At 54.1% G+C, this 22,898-nt stretch carries 19 protein-coding genes, 2 pseudogenes and 1 riboswitch; of the genes and pseudogenes, 12 read left to right on the top strand and 9 right to left on the bottom strand.

All coding sequences use genetic code 11. The features are described from left to right. Positions 1 to 20 precede the first annotated feature (20 nt). Both ABKW30_RS28550 and ABKW30_RS28545 read right to left on the bottom strand, forming a co-directional pair. Positions 21 to 830: an ABC transporter permease gene (locus ABKW30_RS28550; RefSeq protein WP_348602355.1), complete on the bottom strand. Its 810-nt coding sequence runs from the start codon at positions 828 to 830 to the stop codon at positions 21 to 23. Next, positions 830 to 1,825, bottom strand: a complete 996-nt coding sequence (locus ABKW30_RS28545) for an ATP-binding cassette domain-containing protein (protein WP_348602354.1) — start codon at positions 1,823 to 1,825, stop codon at positions 830 to 832. The genes ABKW30_RS28550 and ABKW30_RS28545 overlap by 1 nt, the downstream gene beginning before the upstream one ends. A gap of 220 nt (positions 1,826 to 2,045) precedes the next feature. On the opposite strand from ABKW30_RS28545, the gene ABKW30_RS28540 reads away from it, so the two are divergent. Genes ABKW30_RS28540 through ABKW30_RS28525 form a run of 4 tightly spaced genes read left to right on the top strand, consistent with a single transcriptional unit; the run spans position 2,046 to position 5,565 of the window. Next, positions 2,046 to 2,966 carry a metal ABC transporter substrate-binding protein gene (locus tag ABKW30_RS28540; protein WP_348602353.1) on the top strand — a complete coding sequence of 307 codons (921 nt, stop codon included), beginning with the start codon at positions 2,046 to 2,048 and terminating at the stop codon, positions 2,964 to 2,966. Beyond that, on the top strand, positions 2,963 to 3,862 hold the full coding sequence (locus tag ABKW30_RS28535; RefSeq protein ID WP_348602352.1) for a manganese/iron ABC transporter ATP-binding protein: 900 nt from the start codon (positions 2,963 to 2,965) through the stop codon (positions 3,860 to 3,862). Before ABKW30_RS28540 ends, ABKW30_RS28535 begins: the two co-directional genes overlap by 4 nt. After that, entirely contained in the window at positions 3,863 to 4,720 is an 858-nt protein-coding gene (sitC, locus tag ABKW30_RS28530; protein ID WP_348602351.1) for an iron/manganese ABC transporter permease subunit SitC, read from the top strand. It begins immediately after the preceding gene. Further along, positions 4,717 to 5,565 carry a metal ABC transporter permease gene (locus tag ABKW30_RS28525; protein ID WP_348602350.1) on the top strand — a complete coding sequence of 283 codons (849 nt, stop codon included), beginning with the start codon at positions 4,717 to 4,719 and terminating at the stop codon, positions 5,563 to 5,565. Before sitC ends, ABKW30_RS28525 begins: the two co-directional genes overlap by 4 nt. Here the strand turns inward: ABKW30_RS28525 and ABKW30_RS28520 are convergent. Both ABKW30_RS28520 and ABKW30_RS28515 read right to left on the bottom strand, forming a co-directional pair. Then, positions 5,562 to 6,467, bottom strand: a complete 906-nt coding sequence (locus ABKW30_RS28520; protein ID WP_348602349.1) for an NAD(P)/FAD-dependent oxidoreductase — start codon at positions 6,465 to 6,467, stop codon at positions 5,562 to 5,564. The two genes, ABKW30_RS28525 and ABKW30_RS28520, sit on opposite strands and share 4 nt — an antisense overlap. Then, positions 6,457 to 6,912: an Rrf2 family transcriptional regulator gene (locus tag ABKW30_RS28515; RefSeq protein WP_348602348.1), complete on the bottom strand. Its 456-nt coding sequence runs from the start codon at positions 6,910 to 6,912 to the stop codon at positions 6,457 to 6,459. Before ABKW30_RS28515 ends, ABKW30_RS28520 begins: the two co-directional genes overlap by 11 nt. A 167-nt stretch (positions 6,913 to 7,079) precedes the next feature. Here ABKW30_RS28515 and ABKW30_RS28510 point away from each other — a divergent pair, with 167 nt between their 5' ends. The 4 genes from ABKW30_RS28510 (at position 7,080) to gcvP (ending at position 12,764) form a co-directional block, all read left to right on the top strand. Beyond that, positions 7,080 to 8,126, top strand: coding sequence for an adenylate/guanylate cyclase domain-containing protein (locus tag ABKW30_RS28510; RefSeq protein ID WP_348602347.1), 1,047 nt, complete (start codon positions 7,080 to 7,082; stop codon positions 8,124 to 8,126). A 96-nt stretch (positions 8,127 to 8,222) separates the two neighbouring features. After that, positions 8,223 to 8,320: riboswitch (glycine riboswitch) on the top strand. A gap of 159 nt (positions 8,321 to 8,479) precedes the next feature. Next, entirely contained in the window at positions 8,480 to 9,586 is a 1,107-nt protein-coding gene (gene gcvT, locus ABKW30_RS28505) for a glycine cleavage system aminomethyltransferase GcvT (protein WP_348602346.1), read from the top strand. A 5-nt stretch (positions 9,587 to 9,591) separates the two neighbouring features. After that, positions 9,592 to 9,960, top strand: coding sequence for a glycine cleavage system protein GcvH (gene gcvH / locus ABKW30_RS28500; RefSeq protein ID WP_348602345.1), 369 nt, complete (start codon positions 9,592 to 9,594; stop codon positions 9,958 to 9,960). 2 nt (positions 9,961 to 9,962) lie between these two features. After that, positions 9,963 to 12,764, top strand: coding sequence for an aminomethyl-transferring glycine dehydrogenase (gene gcvP / locus ABKW30_RS28495; RefSeq protein WP_348602366.1), 2,802 nt, complete (start codon positions 9,963 to 9,965; stop codon positions 12,762 to 12,764). Positions 12,765 to 12,803: 39 nt separating this feature from the next. On the opposite strand, the gene ABKW30_RS28490 is transcribed toward gcvP, so the two are convergent. Beyond that, complete coding sequence (locus tag ABKW30_RS28490; RefSeq protein ID WP_348602344.1) at positions 12,804 to 13,859, bottom strand: nucleotidyltransferase domain-containing protein; 1,056 nt, start codon at positions 13,857 to 13,859, stop codon at positions 12,804 to 12,806. Between the two features lie 339 nt (positions 13,860 to 14,198). Between ABKW30_RS28490 and ABKW30_RS28485 the strand changes: the two are divergent. Beyond that, a pseudogene (locus ABKW30_RS28485) lies at positions 14,199 to 14,753 on the top strand (helix-turn-helix domain-containing protein); the annotation flags it as partial. Between the two features lie 52 nt (positions 14,754 to 14,805). Here the strand turns inward: ABKW30_RS28485 and traA are convergent. Then, complete coding sequence (gene traA / locus ABKW30_RS28480; RefSeq protein WP_348602343.1) at positions 14,806 to 18,108, bottom strand: Ti-type conjugative transfer relaxase TraA; 3,303 nt, start codon at positions 18,106 to 18,108, stop codon at positions 14,806 to 14,808. A 252-nt stretch (positions 18,109 to 18,360) separates the two neighbouring features. On the opposite strand from traA, the gene ABKW30_RS28475 reads away from it, so the two are divergent. Together ABKW30_RS28475 and ABKW30_RS28470 are read left to right on the top strand one after the other, a co-directional pair. Next, positions 18,361 to 18,612: a TraC family protein gene (locus tag ABKW30_RS28475; protein WP_348602342.1), complete on the top strand. Its 252-nt coding sequence runs from the start codon at positions 18,361 to 18,363 to the stop codon at positions 18,610 to 18,612. A 268-nt stretch (positions 18,613 to 18,880) separates the two neighbouring features. Further along, a pseudogene (locus ABKW30_RS28470) lies at positions 18,881 to 19,039 on the top strand (LacI family transcriptional regulator); the annotation flags it as partial. Between the two features lie 127 nt (positions 19,040 to 19,166). On the opposite strand, the gene ABKW30_RS28465 reads toward ABKW30_RS28470, so the two are convergent. Beyond that, positions 19,167 to 19,385, bottom strand: a complete 219-nt coding sequence (locus tag ABKW30_RS28465) for a hypothetical protein (RefSeq protein ID WP_348602341.1) — start codon at positions 19,383 to 19,385, stop codon at positions 19,167 to 19,169. 451 nt (positions 19,386 to 19,836) lie between these two features. Between ABKW30_RS28465 and ABKW30_RS28460 the strand changes: the two genes are divergently transcribed. After that, positions 19,837 to 20,025, top strand: coding sequence for a hypothetical protein (locus ABKW30_RS28460; RefSeq protein WP_348602340.1), 189 nt, complete (start codon positions 19,837 to 19,839; stop codon positions 20,023 to 20,025). Here the strand turns inward: ABKW30_RS28460 and ABKW30_RS28455 are convergent. Together ABKW30_RS28455 and ABKW30_RS28450 are read right to left on the bottom strand one after the other, a co-directional pair. Further along, the gene (locus ABKW30_RS28455; RefSeq protein ID WP_348602338.1) at positions 20,018 to 21,241 is read right to left on the bottom strand and encodes an adenylate/guanylate cyclase domain-containing protein; all 1,224 of its coding nucleotides are present in this window, start codon (positions 21,239 to 21,241) and stop codon (positions 20,018 to 20,020) included. The two genes, ABKW30_RS28460 and ABKW30_RS28455, sit on opposite strands and share 8 nt — an antisense overlap. 417 nt (positions 21,242 to 21,658) lie before the next feature. Continuing rightward, entirely contained in the window at positions 21,659 to 22,879 is a 1,221-nt protein-coding gene (locus ABKW30_RS28450; RefSeq protein WP_348602337.1) for a glycosyltransferase family 4 protein, read from the bottom strand. Between the last annotated feature and the right edge of the window lie 19 nt (positions 22,880 to 22,898).

Raw genomic sequence — 22,898 nt, 5'->3', positions numbered from 1 at the left:
GGGACTGCTCTATAGCCGCTTTATTTACGGCGGCGATAGAGCCAAAGCGTTAGCGGCGCCAGTGTGATCGTTAATAACACTGGCGCAATCAGCGCTGCACCGAGTTGAACTCCTGTTATGTTTCCAGCCATCAGGCCACGCATCGCCGTTGTCGTGAGCGAAACGGGATTAACCTCGACAAACGCTCTTAGCATGCTTGGCATCGTTGCAGGATCCACCATTATATTCGATGCGAACACCAGAGGCATGATGCCTGTAAAGGCCATTGTCATCACTGTATTGGGCGTGCGCATAACCAGCCCCAGAATGAGGAATATCCAGCCGAAACCGAAGCCAATGATGAGCAGCAGCAGCAGCGCTTCAAGAATGCCGATAATACCTGCCTCTGGTCTGTAGCCGAGGACAATCCCGATTATCAGGATAAGCAGTGACGCTATGAGGTGACGCAATATGTCGCCCACCATTAGTCCTGCAAAAGGTGAGAGAGACCAGATCGGCAAGGAACGGAATCTGTCGAACAGGCCTTTGCCAAGATCAGTACTCAAACCCATTCCTGAATACATTGAGTTGAACACCACTGTTTGCACCAGAATGCCCGGCAGAAAATACTGCAGATAGGCCGCTGTTGACCCTGAAAGCGCTCCGCCGAAAACAAAGGTGAACAGCAAGGTGAACATGATCGGTGTCATGACCAGATCGAAGAGTTGCTCAGGGATATGCTTGAACTTCAAGACAGCGCGCCAACCGAATACCAGCGCATTGGACAGTGCAGATGGCTGGGGAGGGCGGGCTGCGTGAATAAGGGAAATTGTCGGATTGGTATCATCCATCACGCATCTCCTTCCGCACTCTGCGGCTCGGTAATCTGGCCGGTCAATGCAAAGAACACTTCATCAAGGCTGGGAGCGCCCATAGAAAAATCAGCAAGTTCGATATTTGCCTCGATTAAAGCAGCAAGAGCACGATTGGCATTTTGCGGTGTATCAACCATGAGGGACAGGGCTGCGCCCTCTGAACTGCGTTGCGGTTTGTTGCCGGTTATTTCCTCAAGCACGCCCTCAGCTTCACCAATGTGAGCAGCATCAACCAGTGTCAGATGCAGGAAACCGGAGCCGGTTGCGGCCTTCAGTTCTCTGCTGGTGCCCTCCGCAATCTTTTTGCCGTGATCAATCACAGCGATGCGAGCGGCGAGTTGGTCGGCCTCTTCCAAGTACTGAGTAGTCAAAAGGATGGTGACGCCCGCTTCGGAAAGGGAGCGGATCATACGCCACACGCTTTTGCGCGCCATGGGATCAAGGCCCGTTGTTGGTTCATCCAGGAAAAGAACACCCGGTGTCACCACAAGTGATGCTGCGATGTCCAGCCGCCGCCGCATACCCCCAGAATAGTCTTTGACCTGTTTAGTTGCGGCATCTGCCAAATCGAATGCAGTCAGCAGGTCGTCCACGCGGTTCTTTGCGTCTTGTCCGCGAAAGCCCCATAAGCGGGCCAGTAGAATAAGATTCTCGCGCCCAGTCAGATCTTCATCAAGCGATGCAAACTGCCCGGTCATGGCAATTGATCCACGCACTTCGTGAGGCGACTTTAACAAGTCAAATCCCAGTACCTTTGCTGATCCTGCATCAGGAGGGAGTAGTGTCGCGAGCATGCGCAGCAGAGTGGTCTTGCCAGCTCCGTTCGGGCCGAGGATGCCAAAAATCATGCCGCGGGGCACGTCGAGGTCAATGCCATCGACGGCCCGAACGTCACCAAAATGCTTGGCAAGATCTCGTGCCTCGATTGCCAGGGGTAAGGCGCCTTTCGATGACGCGGCTGTATCGGGCATCGTCACAGTCCTTCAATTGGCTAAACGTCAACAGGAATCAGCGGCGGCGAGAAAGCGAAACTGATACCAATGCATCTGTTTTCTGTCAAAGCGCCGCACTGGACGCATACGTCATTCCTGACAGATACTGCCATTTCTTTCTGCAAATCATTTGCACTTGCAATAGTACAAAATCTCGCCTAGAGATGCAGTTGCAACTCAATTGCAAAAAGGAGAAATTATGCGGAATGGGGTGAGGCGGTCTGTATTGGCCGGAATGACAGGTGCTATACTTGGAATGGTTTTGGCAATCATTCCCGCATCTGCACAGGATAAATTCAAGGCTGTCACAACATTTACAGTTATCGCTGACATAGCACGCAATGTTGCCGGCGATGCTGCAATTGTTGAGTCAATTACTAAACCCGGCGCAGAAATTCACAATTATCAGCCGACACCTGGGGATATACAGAAGGCGCAAGGCGCTCAGCTTGTTTTGTGGAATGGGCTTAATCTTGAACTCTGGTTTGAGAAGTTCTTCGCCAACTTGAAGGATGTTCCGGGGATCGTTGTTTCCGAGGGTGTAGCGCCGATGGGCATTGCTGAGGGCCCGTATACCGGCAAACCAAACCCCCATGCGTGGATGTCTCCGACCGCGGCATTGATCTACGTAGACAACATTCGCAATGCTTTCGTGAAATATGACCCGGCTAACGCAGAAATCTACAAGGCAAATGCCGAGGCCTACAAGTCGAAGATCAAAGCAGCAATTGATCCGATCAAAGCCGAGCTTGCAACTATTCCCGTTGAGAAGCGCTGGCTTGTATCGAGCGAAGGCGCATTTTCTTATCTGGCTCGGGATTTCAATTTGAAAGAGCTTTACCTTTGGCCGATCAATGCGGATCAGCAGGGAACACCGCAACAAGTGCGCAAAGTGATTGACGCGGTTCGCGCGAATAAGATCGGAGTTGTCTTCTCGGAAAGCACGATCTCTGCCGATCCTGCTAAGCAGGTCGCGCGGGAGACCGGGGCAAGCTATGGCGGTGTACTTTATGTAGATTCGCTCACCGATACCGATGGCGAAGTCCCGACCTATATTGACCTCTTGCGGGTAACGTCGAGCAGAGTTGCGGAAGGCCTTGCCAAAGGTATCACCCAATGAACGCCCAGCACTTTCAGTCTCTCAACAGACCTGCTCCCGTGTCTTCCGACGCGGGTGGAGGCATTTCAGTAAAAGGCGCGACGGTAACCTATCGCAACGGTCACACGGCGCTGCATGATGCGACATTTGAAATTCCTACCGGCACGATTACAGCGCTGGTAGGTGTCAACGGCTCTGGAAAGTCGACGCTTTTCAAGGTGATCATGGGTTTTGTCCGCGCATCTCAAGGAACGATCTCGGTGTTGCGTCAGTCGGTCAATGAAGCATTGAAAAAGAACCTGATCGCCTATGTTCCTCAGAGTGAGGATATCGACTGGAATTTCCCCGTTCTCGTGGAAGATGTCGTAACGATGGGTCGTTACGGTCACATGGGCATGATGCGTATTGCAAAGGCTGCTGACAGGCAGGCGGTATCGGATGCGCTCGCTCGTGTAGGGATGACTGAGTTTCGTCAACGCCAGATTGGTGAGCTTTCAGGCGGTCAGAAAAAGCGGGTGTTCCTAGCCCGTGCACTCGCACAAGACGGGCGCGTCATTCTGCTGGACGAACCATTCACAGGCGTGGACGTGAAAACGGAAGAGTCGATTATTACATTGCTGCGCGCATTGCGCGATGAAGGACGCGTCATCTTGGTATCGACGCATAATCTCGGCAGTGTTCCGGAGTTCTGTGATCGTACGGTTCTGCTCAATCGCACTGTGCTCGCTTATGGTCCAACGACCGAGACCTTCACGCAGGCAAATCTTGAACGAACCTTCGGTGGTGTGCTGCGCCACTTCAACTTTGATGCGCCAAAGGCTGGCGAAGGGCGTGCCGTCGGCGTAATTACCGATGATGAGCGCCCCTTCGTCCTCTACGAAAAGACCGTAACTGCCAAAAGTAAAGGAAGATCGTAGATGACGCTGCTGCTCGAACCATTCTCCTATCAATACATGGTCAATGCCATGTGGGTTTCGGCGCTGGTTGGTGGTGTCTGTGCCTTCCTGTCCGCCTATCTCATGTTAAAAGGCTGGTCGCTTATCGGGGATGCGCTTTCGCACTCCATCGTGCCGGGTGTCGCAGGGGCCTATATGTTGGGCCTCCCATTTTCCATTGGCGCGTTCTTTTCAGGCGGACTAGCTGCAGTCGCCATGCTGTTTCTCAACCAGCGAACCAAACTCAAGGAAGATGCCATTATTGGTTTGATTTTCTCCTCCTTCTTTGGCCTCGGGCTTTTTATGGTTTCGTTATCCCCCACCTCGGTGAATATCCAAACTATCGTTCTGGGCAACATTCTTGCCATCACCCCGGAAGACACGCTTCAGCTTGCCATAATCGGCTTTGTTTCACTGGCGATCCTGTTGGTAAAATGGAAAGACCTCATGGTTGTCTTCTTCGACGAAAGCCATGCGCGCTCCATCGGTCTTAACCCCACGGCGCTGAAGATCATGTTTTTTACGCTTCTATCGGCGTCAACCGTGGCCGCATTGCAGACTGTTGGGGCATTTCTTGTTATCTGCATGGTGGTTACTCCAGGCGCGACCGCTTATCTTTTGACTGACCGGTTCCCGCGCTTGTTGATCATTGCTGTTACCATTGGCGCACTGACAAGTTTTACCGGCGCTTATATCAGCTATTTTCTGGATGGGGCGACGGGTGGCATCATCGTCGTGTTGCAAACATTGATCTTTCTTTCAGCGTTTGTGTTCGCACCAAAACATGGCCTGATAGCTGCGCGGTGGCGTGCCGCCAATGTCCAGCAGGTGCCATCATGAGCCTCATTGCAATCCTGCTTTCACCGTTCCAGTTCGAATTCATGGTCAATGCCCTGATTATCTCTGTGCTGGTAGCAATTCCAACGGCTCTGCTATCTTGTTTCATGGTACTCAAAGGGTGGTCTCTCATGGGAGATGCCATTTCACACGCGGTTTTCCCGGGTGTTGTTATCGCCTACATTGTCGGACTGCCCTATGCAGTTGGGGCATTTGTAGCGGGCATGTTTTGCGCAGTCGCGACGGGGTTTCTGAAAGAGAACAGTCGCATCAAACAAGATACCATTATGGGTGTCGTGTTTTCAGGTATGTTTGGTCTCGGACTGGTGCTCTACGTGAAGATCCAGTCTGACGTGCATCTCGACCACATATTATTCGGCGATATGCTTGGTATCGGCTTGAATGACATTATACAAACGGCGCTCATTGCCGCGCTCACTACCGGAGTCGTGATCTTCAAATGGCGGGATTTTCTTCTTCACGCATTTGACTCTGTACAAGCGCGAGCAGTCGGTTTGCGGGTAAGGCTCCTGCACTATGGCCTGCTTTGCCTGATCTCCCTGACGATTGTCGGTGCATTGAAAGCTGTTGGCATCATATTGGCTATTGCCATGCTTATAGCGCCGGGAGCGATTGCTTTTCTGCTTACACGCACATTCAGCAAAATGCTTATTGTCTCTGTCGTGATTGCTGTACTTGCCTCTTTTTTCGGTACTTATTTCGCGTTCTTCATCGACAGCGCGCCGGCACCAACTATCGTGCTTCTGATGACCGGAATATTCATCGGTGCGCTGGTGATTGTGTCGTACAGACAAGCCCGGAGGACAGAAGCTCGGCAATTGTCCTAGTGGGGTAGGCCGGAAAATATCAGTGATTGATGTGCTGATACTCCGGCCTTAACGCCATCGCCGACTGCAAAGGAAACAGATCCGGCCATCAAGGCAGTATCACCACAGGCGTAGACTCCCGGAACGGAGGTCATTTTACTCGCTTCCGTTCGGATAAATGTACCAAGCAGCCCATCCTCCAAGTCGCATCCCAATTGGTGGGGAAGGGGGCCTGTAACGGCGGTACGTGAAAGCGTGAATAGTCCGGAAAAAAGCATATCACGTCCATCAGAAAGTTCGACGACGGGCTCGACCCTTTCGCCAGAGATTGCCTTGACCGGAGTATACTCGATCTGGACACCACGTTCCGCTAAAGCATTGAGTTGATCGTCATCCGGTTCGAACATGTTGTTTACGAAAAAAGTGGTTCTGCCCCAGTCCGGCAGCATCATAGCTTGGTGGGTTGAAAGGGACCCCGTTGCGAGTACACCGATATTCCCGCCATCGGTTTCGTATCCATGGCAATATGGGCAATGGAACACACTCTTGCCCCACCGTTCCCGCAGTCCCGGAACCGTCGGCAAAATATCTGTAACACCAGTTGCCAATATAAGACGCCGGCCTTCAAAGCTCGTTCCCGATGATGTGGCAATGGTAAAGGCGTCAAGGGAACCCAGAACATTTTCCGCTCGTTCATCGATCCAGGTGACATTCGGGTAGGCCAGGAGTTGCTCACGCCCGAGAGTTGCAATTTGTGCTGCCTGACTACCATCCTGCGTAAGAAAACCATGGGAGGATTCAGCAAAACGGTTACGGCGTTCACCGGCATCAACCACAAGAACTTTGCGCCTGGCACGAGCAATCTGCAGGGCAGCCGAAAGACCAGAGTAGCTACCCCCAACGACGATGGCATCATAAGTCATGGGATATCTTCTCCTTTTTATATGCGTCGAAGCGACGATGGAAATCTGCTGCAAGATCTGCGAGTGAGACTTTGCCGAGGCGCTCGATTATCAGTGTTTCGGCCTCATGAAATGCGCTGTCGAGTGCGTGATTGACGGACTGTTCGACTAGGCAAGCGGGATTCTCAGTGCGATTGCCGAGAGCGAAAAATTCTGGTGAACCAAGTGCGTTGTAGATGTCGCGTAGGGTCAATGTTCCCAAGTCACGCGCTATAACCCACCCACCACCGTAGCCCTTTTCCGATTGCACAAAACCGGCATCGCGCAATCCAGCCATTGTTCGGCGAACCACGACAGGATTTGTATGCATGTGTACCGCAAGCTCCTCCGATGTCATTGGTGAGGCACGCTCCGCCATGTGGAGGATGACGTGTAGAACAGAAGAAAGGCGGCTGTTTCGTTTCATGTAACAACATATGATACGTGATTTAAAGCACGTCAAGAGTGTCCGAAATAAATTACTCAACTCACCTTGGACGAAGGCCAAAAGGTTCTACATATGGGCAGAAGATGATCCGGAGGTTGCATGATTATAAAGCCGAGCCATATTTTGCTGCCGCGGCGCATCCGGCCATGAATAAATACTCCATAGGTTTTTGGATATTCATTTTATGCGCCGTTTCCATAAGCGGCGCTTTTTTTAGTTGGGCTTTTTATGGTGAACCATCCATTGTAGGTTCAGTGTTTGCACTTTTTACGTGTGTCCCCATCATCGCACTTGAGCGCGGCGCCTTGTTTCCCCGGCTTTATGCCAGAATGGCTGCGCTCTCGACTCCGCTCTATCTGATCGCCATGCTGATCGTTACATACATACTGATGTATGTTGGTTCTGCTTTGTGCCGCATCCTATTGGGTTGGCTCGGTTATCAGACTTACGAGTCATGGCACGAAATCGCCATTCTACCGGCCAGCGCAATGTTCTCGGCGCTGGGTGTTTCGCTGGTCGTAAGCTTTGTCGCGCGTGTGCGAGAATTATTGGGCCGTGATGTATTTTCAAGTCTACTCACCGGACGTTACCGCAAACCTATAGAAGAGGAGCGCGTGTTCCTTTTTATTGATCTCGTAGGATCTACGTCATTTGCGCAGGAATTTGGAGACCTCCGTGCCCAACAATTCTTGAGCACGTTGTTCGCTGCATTCGCAGAACCGGTGCGTAGATACTTGGGCACGATTGACGATTATATTGGCGATGCTGCCATCATTACCTGGCCAATGAGGCGTGGTGTCAGAAATAGTAACAGTGTCGAATGCGTTTTCGCTATTCTGGATTCTATTGAGGCAGACCGGGACAGGTGGATCAAGGAATTTGGCCGTGTTCCACAGCTTCGCGCTGCACTACATGGCGGGCCAATTATCACGGCGGAAATTGGTGTCGATCATCATAAAATTACCTACTTCGGCGACACGGTGAACACGACAGCGCGCTTGGAAAGCCTATGCCGTACACTCGATGCACCCGTGTTGATTTCGAGTGATTTGGCCAAACGCATGGAGTTTTCAAACGGTATTGAACCCGAATTTCTTGGCACCCATGCTTTGAAGGGCAGGGGGCAGGCTCTTGGCGTAATGGCACTCAAGCGTGCGGCATATATCCCCACTTCGACAAATTTTGTTCATTAAGCGCCAGATTTACAATTTGGGCGGATGACACGGTCGTTGTGCTGAGCTATGGTCCGGCCTTGTCGAGGGCCTTGGGATTGAAGAATCAAAAGGCCCTATCAGTTTGCGGGAGAGTGTCCTGTGCAGCAATGTGCAGAGCCACCGAAGGGGAAATCGCCCGAAATCTCTCAGGTATCAGGAACCGCAAACAGGTAAGGCAACTCTGGAAAGTCGGGGGAAACCTCGCGCCGAAGGTGTAAGTTCAGTCCGGACCAACGGTTCAAAGACTGTGCGAGTCTCTCAGGCTTCCGACAGAGGGGCAAAGAAACATTCCGTCGCTATGGCGGAGGTCTTTGCGCGACTCTGGAGTACTAATGGGCAATCAAGAAGAACAACTGAAATCACTGGCACTTGATGATCTGCATAAGGCCGCAGGCGCGCGCTTTGGCGGTTTTGCCGGATGGTCGATGCCAATCACCTATCCGCTGGGGGTGATGAAAGAACATCTGCACGCGCGAGAGCATGCTGGGCTCTTCGACATTTCTCACATGCAGCTGTTTGATGTGTCCGGGTCGGGCGCTGCTGCGCTTTTATCCCGCGCTTGTCCACTGGATGCAGAGACGCTGCAGACCGGCCAGTCCAAATATACATTCTTCCTCAATGAACAGGCAGGAATACTGGACGATCTGATCGTGACCCGTTTGGGTGCCGAGCATTTCATGGTTGTCGCCAATGCAGGCAATGCGACGGCTGACGAGGCGCATCTACGCAATGTTGCCAAGGATTTCGATACCAAGATTGATGCACTGGACCGTGTATTTCTGGCTATTCAGGGGCCGCAGGCGGCAGGCGTTTTACATACGGCCGGTATTGTAGGTACGGAACTCGCTTTCATGCATGGCTTCGAGCCGAAGCCGGGCTGGTTCATGAGCCGGTCCGGTTACACGGGTGAAGATGGATTTGAAATCGGACTGCCGGCGGCTGATGCCCGTGAGCTTGTAAGCAAGCTTTTCACAGATGAAAGAGTAGCGTGGGTGGGTCTTGCCGCGCGCGACAGCTTGCGGCTGGAAGCTGGTTTGTGCCTGCACGGCCATGATATCACCCCCGACTTTGACCCTGTTGATGCCGGTCTGACTTGGGCTATCAGCAAGCCGGTGCGCGAGAAGGCGGCGTTTATCGGTGCCAAGTCACTGCTGGAGAAAATCGCTTCAGGCAGTCTGCGCAAACGTGTGGGTTTGAAGCCTGACGGCCGCCAGCCTGTTCGATCCGATACGGTTCTCGTTGATGCTGATGGCAAAAATATTGGCTTGGTTACATCTGGTGGATTTGGGCCGTCGGCCGGTCATCCGGTTGCAATGGGCTACGTCACCAAGGATGCCCTTGCAGCTTCAACACCGGTTTTCGCGGAGGTGCGGGGTAATCGCATTCCCGTCCATATCCATTCACTTCCCTTCACGCCACATCGATACCACAAAGGATAATTCAGATGGCAACTACATATTTTACCGAAGATCATGAATGGGTACGCGTTGAAGGCGATATCGCAACTGTCGGTATTACCGATCATGCGCAAGACCAGCTTGGCGATCTCGTTTTCGTTCAGTTGCCAGACATCGGCACTAGTCTTTCCAAGGGTGATGCAGCAGTTGTTGTTGAGTCCGTAAAGGCAGCTTCCGACGTCTATGCACCATTGGATGGCGAAGTGACGGAAGTTAACGATGCAACTGCGAGCGATCCGGCGTTGATCAACTCTGCTGCGACAAGCGATGGCTGGCTGTGGAAAATGAAACTTTCCAACACTGAACAACTGACCGGTTTGCTCGACGAAGCCGGCTACAAAGCAATTATTGGCTGAGCATCATGAATAAAAGTATATTTCCGTTCACCGAGCGGCATATCGGTCCAAGCGTACAAGGTTCACGCGCCATGCTTGCTGCGCTGGGGATTCCTTCGCTTGATACACTGATCTCACAGGCTGTACCGAAGTCGATCCGGCTCGAAAAGCCGCTTAATATCCCGGAAGCTGTCAATGAAGCCGAAGCGTTGGCCGAACTTGCAACCAAGATGGGCCAGAACAAGACCTTTAAAAGCTTTATCGGTCAGGGTTATCACGGCACCAATGTTCCAGCGGTAATCCAACGCAATCTATTCGAGAATCCGGCTTGGTATACAGCCTATACGCCCTATCAGTCCGAAATCAGCCAAGGCCGTCTGGAGTTGCTGTTTCATTTCCAGACGCTGGTGACCGAGCTGACTGGATTGCCTGTAGCGTCGGCTTCGTTACTTGATGAAGCAACGGCCGTTGCGGAAGCTGTGGGGATCGCCTATCGCCATCACCGCGAAAAACGCACGCGCATCGTGCTTGCCGGTGATGTGCACCCGCAAATTCTGGATGTTGTCAGGACCCGCGCGGAGCCGCTCGGTATGAGTGTAAATGGCGGTGAAATCGATTCGACAGTTGCAGCCGTCATTGTGCCTTGGCCGGATACTTATGGTGTTTATGGGGACCATTCTGCGGCTATCAAGGCTGCCAAGGCAGCAGGCGCGCTGGTTGTTGCAATTGCCGACCCACTGGCTTTGACGATTACAGCATCACCTGCATCGTTGGGTGCGGATATCGCCGCTGGCTCTATGCAGCGTTTTGGGGTCCCTGTCGGTTATGGTGGTCCGCATGCAGCCTATCTCGCAGTAAGCGAGAATCTGACCCGGCTCATTCCTGGCCGCCTCGTCGGTCAGTCCGTCGACAGCAAGGGCAGGGCGGGATACCGCTTGGCACTGCAGACGCGCGAGCAGCATATCCGCCGTGACAAGGCCACATCGAATATCTGTACCGCTCAAGCATTGCTCGCGAATATGGCGGTTTCCTACGCTATCTGGCACGGGCCACAGGGACTGCAAGCAATTGCCAGCCAGGTTCACGCCAAAGCCACACGATTGGCGGCAGCGCTTGAAACTGCAGGACTTAAATTAAGTGGCGCTAAGTTCTTTGACACCCTCACGGTTAATGCTCCCGGCAAGGCGGCGTCCATTGCAGCTGAAGCTGAAAAGGGTGAGCGCCTGCTCCGCCGCATGGATGGGGATTTGCTCGGGATCACCGTTGATGAAACGACAACTGATGATGATCTAGTTGCCCTTGCCGCACTGTTTGGCGCAAAATTGTCGAATGATCCGGGTTCAAGACTTCCAAGCTCGCGATCGGAAGAAGGTTTCATGACGCAGGCTGTCTTCCATCAGCAACGTTCAGAAACTGAGATGATGCGGTTTCTTCGTCGGCTAGCCGATAAAGATCTGGCACTTGACCGCGCGATGATCCCACTCGGCTCATGCACCATGAAGCTCAACGCAGCAGCGGAAATGCTTCCCGTAAGCTGGCAGAGTGTGGCCAACGTGCACCCCTTCGCTCCAAAGGATCACGCACTGGGCTATAAGTCGCTGACTGACGATCTGGAAGCGTGGCTTTCGGAAATCACGGGTTTCGATGCCGTGTCACTTCAGCCAAACGCTGGTAGCCAAGGCGAATATGCCGGACTTCTGGCTATCCGTCGCTATCATCTGGATCGCGGCGATGATCACCGTGATGTCTGTCTCATTCCGGAATCTGCACATGGTACCAATCCTGCCAGCGCACATATGGCCGGGATGCGGGTTGTTGTCGTTGCTTGCGAAGAGGCTGGCGATATTGATCTTGATGATTTGAAAGCCAAGGCCGAGTTGCACAGTGCCAATCTGGCCGCATTAATGATCACCTACCCTTCGACACATGGCGTTTTCGAGGAAGGCGTCAAGGATATTTGTACCGTTGTTCATGAACATGGCGGTCAGGTCTATTTTGATGGTGCTAATCTCAATGCTCTGGTCGGTCTTGCTCGTCCCGGCGATATCGGCGCGGATGTTTGCCACATGAATTTGCACAAGACATTCTGCATTCCGCATGGCGGCGGTGGACCGGGTGTTGGACCAATTGGCGTCAAGAAGCATCTGGCTCCATTCCTGCCTGGTCATGTTGCCAATGGCACTGGCAAAGCAGTTTCAGCTGCACCGTTCGGTAGTGCATCAATTTTGCCGATCACATGGATGTATATCCGCATGATGGGTGGAGCAGGTTTGAAACGTGCAACCGAGATGGCGATCCTCAATGCCAACTACATTGCTGAGCGGTTGAAGGACTATTATCCGGTTCTGTTCAAGGGTCGTAATGATCGTGTTGCGCATGAGTGCATTCTTGATACCCGAGTGCTCAAGGAAAGTGCCGGGATTGGTGTCGAGGATATCGCCAAGCGCTTGATAGATTATGGTTTTCACGCTCCAACCATGTCTTGGCCGATTGCAGGTACGTTGATGGTTGAGCCGACGGAGTCAGAATCGAAGCGCGAAATCGACCGTTTCTGTGATGCAATGATTTCAATTGCGGGTGAGGCTGCAAAGGTTGCCAATGGTGAGTGGCCGAGGAACGATAATCCACTCGTTAATGCACCACACCCATCAGGAGATGTTTTGGCTGATGACTGGTCGCATCCGTATAGCCGAAAGGTGGCAAGCTTGCCGGGCGGTGAATCAGAAGACCTGTTGAAATATTGGCCACCGGTTTCCCGCATTGACAATGTCGCTGGCGACCGCAATTTGGTCTGCTCCTGCCCACCTATGCGGGCGTACAATTAAGTCATTAAAGCGCCGGTCATGCCGGCGCTTTTTCTTGCTCTACCAGTTTGGAGTAAGGCTCGACGGTTCATTCTCGTTGACTGCATAGAACTCCGAAGCCAGTTGACGCAAGCCAAGCGGTAATGCCTGTAGCTCAGTGGATAGGAATGAAAGGTTGGCAAGGCGCTTCCTGATAAGCTCTGCAACAACACGGGCCTGCTGTTCATCCCGCAAACGTTTGGCTGAATCCCGGTCGACTCTACGAGAAAGCCATAATTTATGCAGTGCGAACGCTCGTGGGTCCGGGCAGGAAAAACTAAGCGGGTAGCCTCGTTCGTCTATGACGGTAACCGAGGTCTTCGGGCTATTGACCAGCCATGATAGCCCTTCGATTTCTATGGCCTGCAAGTCTTCTGCGTCAGTACTGAAGCGGGATTTCTCACTGGACGAAAGAATATTCTTCGGAGTGGGTTTAATAAGATCCACCAGAAAGCCATCGCGATTGGCTGCGCGATATCCGTTCTTGGCCAAGGGCCGAAATGAATGATCGATTTTCTGTAACAGGCCAATAAGCCCTTTATTGGAAAAGTCCTTGGCTATCAGCCGTAAGCTAAATCGCGAATCCATCAACAGATCGACATCCTGCGTCGACAATAGACCGCTGCTGATGTGCACGGCAGCCAAGCGCTCGTAGACAAATAATGCGTTTGTACCGACCACATCGACAGCGGTTCCGATCAATCCAAGTTTATCGAGCGCACGGATAATGCGTCCAGTCAAAAGCGGGACGCGGCCAAGCGCCATTGCGCGGTTAACGGGAGCAAGTTGGTCAAGGCGTTGTGCAAGTTTTGACACACGATCTTTTGAGCTATCACGGCCCGAATGAAATTGATTGTAGATCAGTTCTGTTTCAGGTGATCTGGGACCAAGAGATTTCCAGATACCTCTGACTTTCTTGTACAGATAAGGCTTGCCGTTTGTGCTTGTTTTCCATGACATGGAGCCAGAGAATCGTAAATCATATTCCTTAGCACTTGCCCGGTAGACTTCATAAGCTTGGGCTGTATCGACATGCTGACGAATTTGTTCTGATGATAGTTCAATGAATTTGCTCATATTATCCCTATCTCAATCTCCATCATGCCGATTAGGGATAATACCGTATAAATTTCATTTTAACACTCTGATAAATCAAAAATTATCCCGACTGTGATGCATGGGTTATAATAAAGGGATAATCTGGTTCCATAACTATTCTTACCCCACTTTTAGGTGTAGCCGGGCACATTCTATTTTCAAATGCGACAGTTGGCCAGTTAGAGATGCGACAGTCTCGCCTCTCGACGCACTGGTCAAAGCCAACGTTGGGAGCAAGGATAACGATCCTCAGCTTGGTCAAGACCATGAGGGGTCGGAGTCGTCATGTCCTGTTTGATCACCATGTAGCAGAAAGAGTTGCATTGCCTCGAAGTCATCCAGAAGATCCGTGACGAACGCCTGAGCGTCGTCCAGGCCGCCGATTTGCTCGACCTTAGTCGAAGTCAGGTCCATCGGTTGCTGCAGGCCTATGACCGGGATGGTCCAGCCGGGCTCGTTTCAAAGAAGCGATCACGGCCGAGCAATCGGCGTCCCAGCGAGGAGTTTCGCAATGCGGCGCTGGATCTGATCCGCGAACGCTATCTGGATTTCGGTCCGACGCTGGCGCGTGAGAAGCTGATCGAGCTGCACCGGATCTCGGTGGCCAAGGAAACGCTGAGGCAATGGATGACCGAGGCCGGTATCTGGGTCTCGCGTCGCGAACGCAAGAAGCGGGTCTTTCAGCCACGCGACCGGCGTGACTGCTTTGGTGAACTCGTGCAGATCGATGACGCCATCGGAAAGCTCCTGCATCTGCAGTTTGCCGGATCGGAGAATACGTTCGACTATCTGCATGCGACGAAGGCTTATCTGCAGCAATGGGGCAAGCCGCTGGCCTTTTGCAGCGACAAGCATGGCGTCTTTCGTTGCACCGGCGGGCAGAGGGCGGCGATTGCGATGCTGATGGCGATGTTGCGTCTTCGCTTCATTGCTTGAGTACCGGATGCTGCCGCTGCGACAAATGCAGGCTCTCGGTCTGCCTGAGGGTCTCTGCGGTGCGTTCGTGAGCGGCGAGTTGCTGCACGGTGCGCATGAGCGGCCATGCCTTTGCAAGCTTCCCGCGCTCGAGCGGACCGAGGCCCTGCGCCGCCTTGTCGAAGATGCTGCCGGAAGCATGGCGCGCTGCATTCATGAGCAGGGTACGCTCCCCGAACCGTTCCGCCACTGCCTTGGCGAGCGCGTCGATCTCGGCCTTGATCTCGCGGTTGCTGACAGAATAGCCGATGGCGCCCGCCACATCGTTGCGGTCGATGGCGTCGCGGACCTGCTCCAGCACAAGGTGTGCCGCCGGCGAGAGTGCCGGAATGTCGATCGAGACGCGATTGTGCAGCGCCTGTTCTTCTTTTCTTATCCGCTCCTGCGCCGCCTGACGCAGATCCAGATAACGTTCAATGCTGCGCCCGAGCGCCGGGACATTGACCTCGGCGACACGGCGCGCCTGCCTGTCGACGCTCGAGGCGAACATGCCCGTCCTGCCGGCGGGCGCTGCGATGGATGCGGGGGCAGCGAGCAGACGCTCAAGCGTCTGCCTTGCGATCCGCCGGTCGGTGAGGATGGCGTTGAAATCCATGGCCCGGAAAGCGGTTTCGGGATCGGCGAAGACATACCGGAAGCGGTCGGAAACATCGTCCCATTGTTTTTTGACGGCAGGGTCGGCCAGAAGTTTCTGCTGCACGGTCTCTTCCAGTGCAGCCCGGTCGAGAGGAATGCCGGCAACCATGGGTTCGATCTCCTTTCCGGTCCGGGTTTTGCGCAGTTCAGCAAGGCCGAGCCGTTCGCCGACACTGCGCAGACGCCGGGCGATGCCGGTCAGCCTGCGTTTCTGGCGTATGGTCCATTCGAGGCGATCCCGAAGCAGCGTGCGGGCAACGCGGGCAATCTGCAGGCCGCGATTGTCTGCGAAACGAAGCGCCTGCCGGTAGAGTTCATTGTGTTCGTAATCGAGCGTCGTTTCCTTCGCGGCGCGCCGCGACATGACGGGCACCGGCCCGCCAGCTTTTGCAAAGGAACGGCTGCCGTAATAAAGTGCCATGTCCTCGCGGTGGCGGGTCATTGCAACATAGGTCAGATGACGGTCAAGCGAGAGCGAGGCGAGTACCTTCACGCGGTCGACGGTCAACCCTTGAGACTTGTGGATCGTCGTCGCGTAGCCATGGTCGACATTGTTGTAAAGACGCTGTTCGACCCTGACCTGCCGGCGCCCGTCGCCGTTTGCGATCCCGGCGACGAGGCAGCCGGGTGCAGCCTCGACAACACGGGCGATCATGCCGTTCCTGACACCGAGTATACTGTCGTTCTTCAGGAAGACGATCTGGTCGCCGGTATCGAAGTGACGCATACCGTCCGCGGTGGCGAAAGCGTGTCCTTGTCCGACGATACCGCGTTCGACCAGCCTGTCGCGCGCCAGCTCGTTCAGCTTTCGCACATCGCGGCGAAGGTGTGCCAGGATCAGGGTGGTTTTCGCCGGATCGTACTCGTCGTTCCAGTCGGCGACGAGCCGTGTCACGGCACCGGTTTTAAGACTTTCGCCGATGACGCGCCCCCTGTCTTCATAGGTCTGGACCGCTTCGGCCACACGACCCCGGGCAAGAGCGAGCGAGGCTGTGCGCATCCAGTCCTCACGCTGGCGATAGATCGTCTCGAGTTCGGCATAACCAATGCGGTTGACGATGGCCCTGAACGGTGCACCGGCTTCGATCGGCTGGAGCTGTTCGGGATCGCCGACGAGCACGAACCTGGCACCGGAGCGCACCACCGCTTCAAGCAAGATGGTCATCTGTTTCGACGCCACCATGCCAGCCTCGTCGAGGACGAAGACGCTTCTTTCATCAAGCGTGTCCCGGCCCTCGCGCCAGCGCAGTTCCCATGAAGCCAGTGTCCGGCTCCGGATGCCTGCTTCCTTCTCAAGTCCCTCGGCCGCCTTGCCGGCGAGCGCGCCACCGACGACGCGGTAACCGGCCGCTTCCCAGACTTCGCGGGCCGCTTTCATCATCGTGGTCTTGCCGGCACCGGCGCGACCGACCACAGCGGCGATCCGGGCATTGCCCGTCACATGTCCGATCGCCGTTCTCTGTTCGGCCGAGAGGTGTTGATGGCGTGCGAATGCCGCTTGGAGAACCTGCTTCTTCACACCATGGCTGTCTTGTTCATAAAGCCACATGGAGCGCTTCGCCATCCCGGCTTCAAGCCGGATCAGCTGGCGCGTCGTATAGCGGGCACGGATACGCTCTCCGGTCGCAAGATCGACAGCATCGCGATCGATGCGGAGCAATTCCCGGCTGTCAAGAATGGCCGCCATGACTTTGCGGAACGTGTCTGCATCGTCGATATAGCGGTGCAGGACTTTTGCGATGTCCCGCTCGTCAAAGACACTCCTTTCACCGGAAAGAAGATCGAGAACGATCTGCGGCCGTTTCATGATCCGGGCGGCGTTTTCCTGCCTTCGGGCATTGTGAAGATCAATCCTTTCGAGCGATGGCTGCCATCCCTGTTGCGCGGCCTTGCGCTGGATTGCCCTGGCTCCGACGCCGATATGAGTGGTTGGAACAAGGTCAATGCCACGTTCGGCATAGGAACGCCCGTCGACACGCAACTCGAAACCGCGCAGGGCCAGATGCTCGTTCTGGAGATCAAGCCAGCGGTTGCGCTGCTCCAGAAACTCACCCTTCCCGCCTGCCCAAAGCTGATAGCGGATCTTGCCGCGCCTCGTGCGCACTGGCTGACCATCATCGCCGGTCACGGCAATCTTCTTTGCGCCAAAGCCGGTCTCGTCCAGAGGTCTCAATGTCGTCATCAGGTGGACGTGGGGATTGCCCGGCTCGTCATGATAGACCCAGTCGGCAACCTGTCCGCGGGACAGGACCTGCCCGAACACAAACTGGCGCATCAGCGCAACGTTCCCGTCTCTGGACAGCTCCACCGGCAGAGCGATGATGAACTCCTTGGCGAACTGGGCATCCTCCCGTTTCTCGAAAGCTTCGACGCGGTTCCAGAAGGCTTCTGCCGCTCCGGCAACCGACCGGTCGGCGATCAGCGCCCTCGCCCATTCCGGCGCACCCGGTGGAAGCAGGAACTCCTCATGGGCAAGATTGCCCTTGTTGGAATAATCGACCGTACGCGCCTCGATCTCGCAGGTCATCCGGGCACAGTGACGGTACGCAGCCGACAGGACAGCACTGCGGCCTGCGCTGCGTCCGATGAGCCGGGGTGTGAAATGCGTGATGGCCAAGGCGAAGCGGTCTCCGGAGAAAAACAGGCATCCTGTTCACCCGGAAGGCGGCCGGTGTTCGACCACCCGGCGCAAGGCGTCGCGACAGCGACGTATTACTGCGCCCTTGGACCGCTCCTTCGGAACGGACGGGATGATCTTCCAAAGTGTCGGCTTTGCCGACTGTAGAATAAACGGGGATGCGCTTTGCGCCTTCCCGGGCAATCCTTGGCGTTCCAGGCTTGGCTTTGTAACCCGGGAAGGAATATCGGAATGAAGAAACCATCCTCGAAGATCAGAGAGGAAATCGCCCGCCTCCAGGACCAGTTGAAGCAGGCCGAGACGCGTGAGGCGGAACGCATTGGCCGGATCGCGCTGAAGGCAGGTATCGGCGAGATTGCCGTTGACGAAACCCAGCTGCAGAATGCCTTCGAGGAGGTTGCCGCTACTTGCACGGCTGTCTTGATCTTGAGCAGCGGTAACGGTATGGGCGATGGGGTTGTCAGCTTAGCGAACCGGCATTGATGTTCTCATTATCGTCGATGTCGGTCTCCGAATGGCTCATCCCAGTCTATTTACCCATTGCCGCCTTGCTTTTGATTTGGGGCCGCTCCATCCAGCAACTCTGGGGACCGGCCGCCGTTGATGTTTACGAAGATAGCGCACACGACTTTCTTGCGATTCGGAACGAACGGCGCTGATGCCAACTTCAATGTAAACTTTGCCTCACGCTCTTTTCGCAAGGAAATAACACTCAGCGCATTTGTCGATAAAGGTCGTTTGGGCAACAGCGATGCGTCTGCTGTTGGAGCGCATCTTAACGCAAGGTCTTTCCGAGCCGGCGAGGCGTGTACTAATTGCGTCTACATTCGTCGAACGTCGGTCATCCGGGCCAGCTCCGAAACAACCGAAGCGGTTGGATGAGACGAAAAGAGTAAGTTTACAGACTTGAAAGTATGTGAACCTACGCCTTCAAGGTAAGTTATCGCCAAGCCATTGGATATATGGATAAACCATCATCAGCTGAATACATTGGTGTGGCAGCCGCGGCTTGAAGGGGACACCCTTCAACTGATCGACTAGCCGTAGCTAGGGAACAATTTGTGCAGGAGAATTGTCCACTCTTTCATCTCGCCCATGCGGACCCATGAGTCGCCGGCGATCTTGACGATTAGCTGCTCGAACAGGCGCACGAAGGCATCCTTGGTTGCGTCTTGGGTCAAGCTTTCTGCTTGTGCGATGGGAAGTAGCGGCTTCATGTCGATAAGGAGACGCGGGTTCGCCAGTTTGGCGAACATCCGCCGTTCCGCCTGCGCGCGATATTGCCCTGCGAGGGCATGATATTGGCCGAATAATACGGCGATACGATCGACATCCAGGCCATCGAACGCTTTAGTGCGTGAGAAAGATCATAGAGGTCCCGGCCCTTCGCGCTGCAGAAGCGTACGCAGCTTCGTCGCCAGCATCTCCTCTCGGGAAAAAGGCCGGATCGCAGCCTCGCCAGTGCACACGGATTATCTCCCCGCAGCTCGAGGGGCTGTGGAGGGTCGAAGGCTTCGATCTCGCGCGTATTAATTTCGATTTTGAACCGGATGTGCACGCCGCTTCCACGGCAGCGATGTCCTTGCGATAGTAGAAGACGATCAAATTGCGGCCCGCTTTGATCTTGGGCATTCGTTTGCCGGTACTTGGAACTCCATCACGGCTTGGTGCGTGGCACCGTGGAGTTCCGCTGCCGGTTCGAATGACATGAAAATTGATGCCCTTGTAACCGGTATCGAATCGACAGGCAGCGTGACCTTCGTCGTTCTTGATGTTGCTGACCAAGCGGTTGTGGTGGCGCATAGCGGCAGACCCGAAAAGGTACGGCTATATACCGCCCCGGATAACATCCACTTGTTTGACCGCGAGACTGAATTGACTATCCATGCTATGTGATGGAAATAACGTCGCGATCGAGCGTGAAAAGCTCCTGCGCACGGCCAACCCCTCTCAACGCATATCGCCCGACAGATACCAACTGGTTACGTAACTTACTTGGCAGAGCTGCAGCAAAACTGTCAGAAATCAGTATGTCCTGATCGACTGATCGACACATCGACGCGATGCGACTGACTTCGTTCACCGCCGGACCAACGACTGTAAAATCAAGGCGCGTATTGCTACCGATATTGCCGTAGAACACTTCTCCGATATGTAGGCCAAGATATACGTCCGTTGCGGGAGCACCATCAGTAATGCGAGCTTGGTTGAGAGTGACAAGGCGTTTGCGAAGCAAAGACTGGGCCCTTAATGCTGCTGCACAGTCGTCCACGGACGTGCCATTGGTAAAGATCGCAAGGATGCCATCACCCATCAACTTGAGTACATCGCCACCTGCTTCCTGTATTGAGGAAATGACTGCCTCTGCATAGTCGTTAAGCATGGGAATAATTGCATCGGGCGATGCTGTGTCCGAAATGCGAGTGTAACCTCTCAGGTCAGAATACCATAACACCGCTTCAATGCGTTCTGCCGAGCCCCGATTGATCCGTCCTGCAAGGACGCGTTTGGCAGCATCATGTCCAAGATAAACATCGGCCAAAGTCTGGACGATACGTGTCAGCGAGGCACACTTGATCGCCAGCCCAAGTCCACGAACCATCCGGCGAATTGCAGCAAGGTCCTCTTCACGGAATCCGTGCACTTCGTCTGTGGACCAGGATGAATAAAAACAATCCATTTCGCCGATGGTGCCTTCAGAAGAAAACCGGTTTATAAGAGCAAGGTAGTCGGTGCACCCCTCCTCTTTGAGTGTGACGAGATGGCGGAATCCCGGATCTGTACGTTGCCCAAGACGCACGCGCATTTCATCTTCACCAGCATTCAGCATGCTGTAAAACGTCGAGGTCTGCCAGTTGCTTGCACTTTCACCCTCCTGCGAAGAGCCGTACTCAATAATTGCGCGCTCGACGTCACCTTCCCTGCGCCACAAAAAAACTCTCCCTTCATAGATGGGGTGCAAGGTATCGACGAAAGCATTCGCCCGCTCAAGTTGGATTCCCGCATCAAGGCATCGCTGACAAAATCCGTTCATGAGTGCTGTTTCGCTGGCACCGGAAAGTCCCTGCATGTCCAGCCATGTCTCAATTTCTGCGATTGACGTTTCATTCATAGGAGTGCCTTAGTTGGGGATACTGGAACGGTTAGCATTGTACAGCGGTTTAACAAAGTCTTGGGCGTGCAGGACGATAAATTTACGATACCTAAAATCTGTGGGCGCTATTTTCAGTTCAAGTCTTTAAAATTATGAAACAAACACCGCCAATGCCTCTTGCCACTATGGTCGATGCGTTCGAGCAATCACTGCTCATAGGTGCTGCGGTCTGACAACTTGTAAGGCGGTTGCCAGCGCCAATCGTGTACGTATGCACCCACCCTCAAATCCTGTCCCCGGGATAGGCGCGAAACTCGAACTGAGTAATAGCGCGGTCGCCGAAAGGCATACGGAAGCGCGAAATGCAATGGAAACGAATTTGCGCGAAGTTCGAAAATTGACGCGATCACTGGTGAACGCAATAGTTCGTATATGTCAACCTGTCTTGATAACCGATCCGATCAAAGCTTTTTGCCGTGTCAGGCAGTCTGACAATTGGAAACGGTGTTCCACTGTTCTGCGTGCCGCGACGCGAAGCGGGATATAATCATCTGGCTTGTGCAGTACGCGTAGTATCGTATCCGCCAATGCATCTGTGTCGTAAAAGGGTACGAGCAAACCATTCTTTCCGGAGCGGATGATTTCTCGCACCGGAGGCGTGTCTGAACCGATTATCAGAGCGCCACAAGCCATGGCTTCAACAACCGACCATGACAAGACAAACGGATAGGTCAGATAGATGTGCGCTGTGGAAATTTGATAAAGCTGACGGAGCAGGTCATGAGAAATAGGGCCAGTGAACAAGACGCGATCAGCCGGAATATTGTGTTGTGCCAGGACGGCTTCTTTCCACGACCCCCCACCGGCGGGTGGTTTGCCATAACTGATACCGTCGCCCCCGACAAAGATGAATAGCGCTTCGGAATTTTTGGCAAGAACTTTGGCCGCTGCTTCCAGCGCTTGCGGGAAACCACGGTAGGGTTCCAAGTCTCTGGCGACGAACGTTATGATTGGCGGGTCACCTGCTCGCAGCACGCGGCCGTCCGGAAGACGCAGCGAGGCATTGCGGTCGGGGCGAAAGCGCTGAGTGTCCACACCTTCATGACAAACCGCAATGCGATTTTGAGCTGCCGCCGGATAAAGGCTTTTCTGCCATTGCGTGGGACTAATGCCGCCATCAATGGCTTCAAGAGAAATAAGCTGGGCGATGTTGCGCAAACGCAGACGCTTACGTGTATCGGCATCTGGCACATCATCAGGCGCAAACCCTACGTCCGCGCCGTCAGCTCTATAGAAGAATTCGCAATAGCCAATAGCTGGAACCTGCGGCAGCACGTCCTTTACGAACATCATGCTGCCCCAGCCTATATGACCGACAATGATGTCCGGTCTCTGGTCATGACGGATCATGGCCTCGAATGTTTCAGCGACGCGATATCCAATCCGGATGTGGTGGTCCGGTATACCCAGATGTTTTGCCATCTGAGTATCCGATCGCGGACCGGGTTCTGCTCTGTGTTTGATAACGCGGACCGATGGGAGGCGCCGATCCACAGTTTCACAAACGAGGCTGATATCATGACCGTTTAATGCCAGATGCTCAGCCAGAGCAGAAAATTGACCGAAGCCACGTCTGTGCACGAATGCCACATGCATGATTTCAGTCCTTTCCGGG

The organism is Phyllobacterium sp. SB3, from assembly GCF_040009165.1.
Classification (GTDB): domain Bacteria; phylum Pseudomonadota; class Alphaproteobacteria; order Rhizobiales; family Rhizobiaceae; genus Phyllobacterium.
The sequence above is the reverse complement of the archived record's forward strand: the minus strand, read 5'-3'. Positions and strand labels throughout refer to the sequence as shown.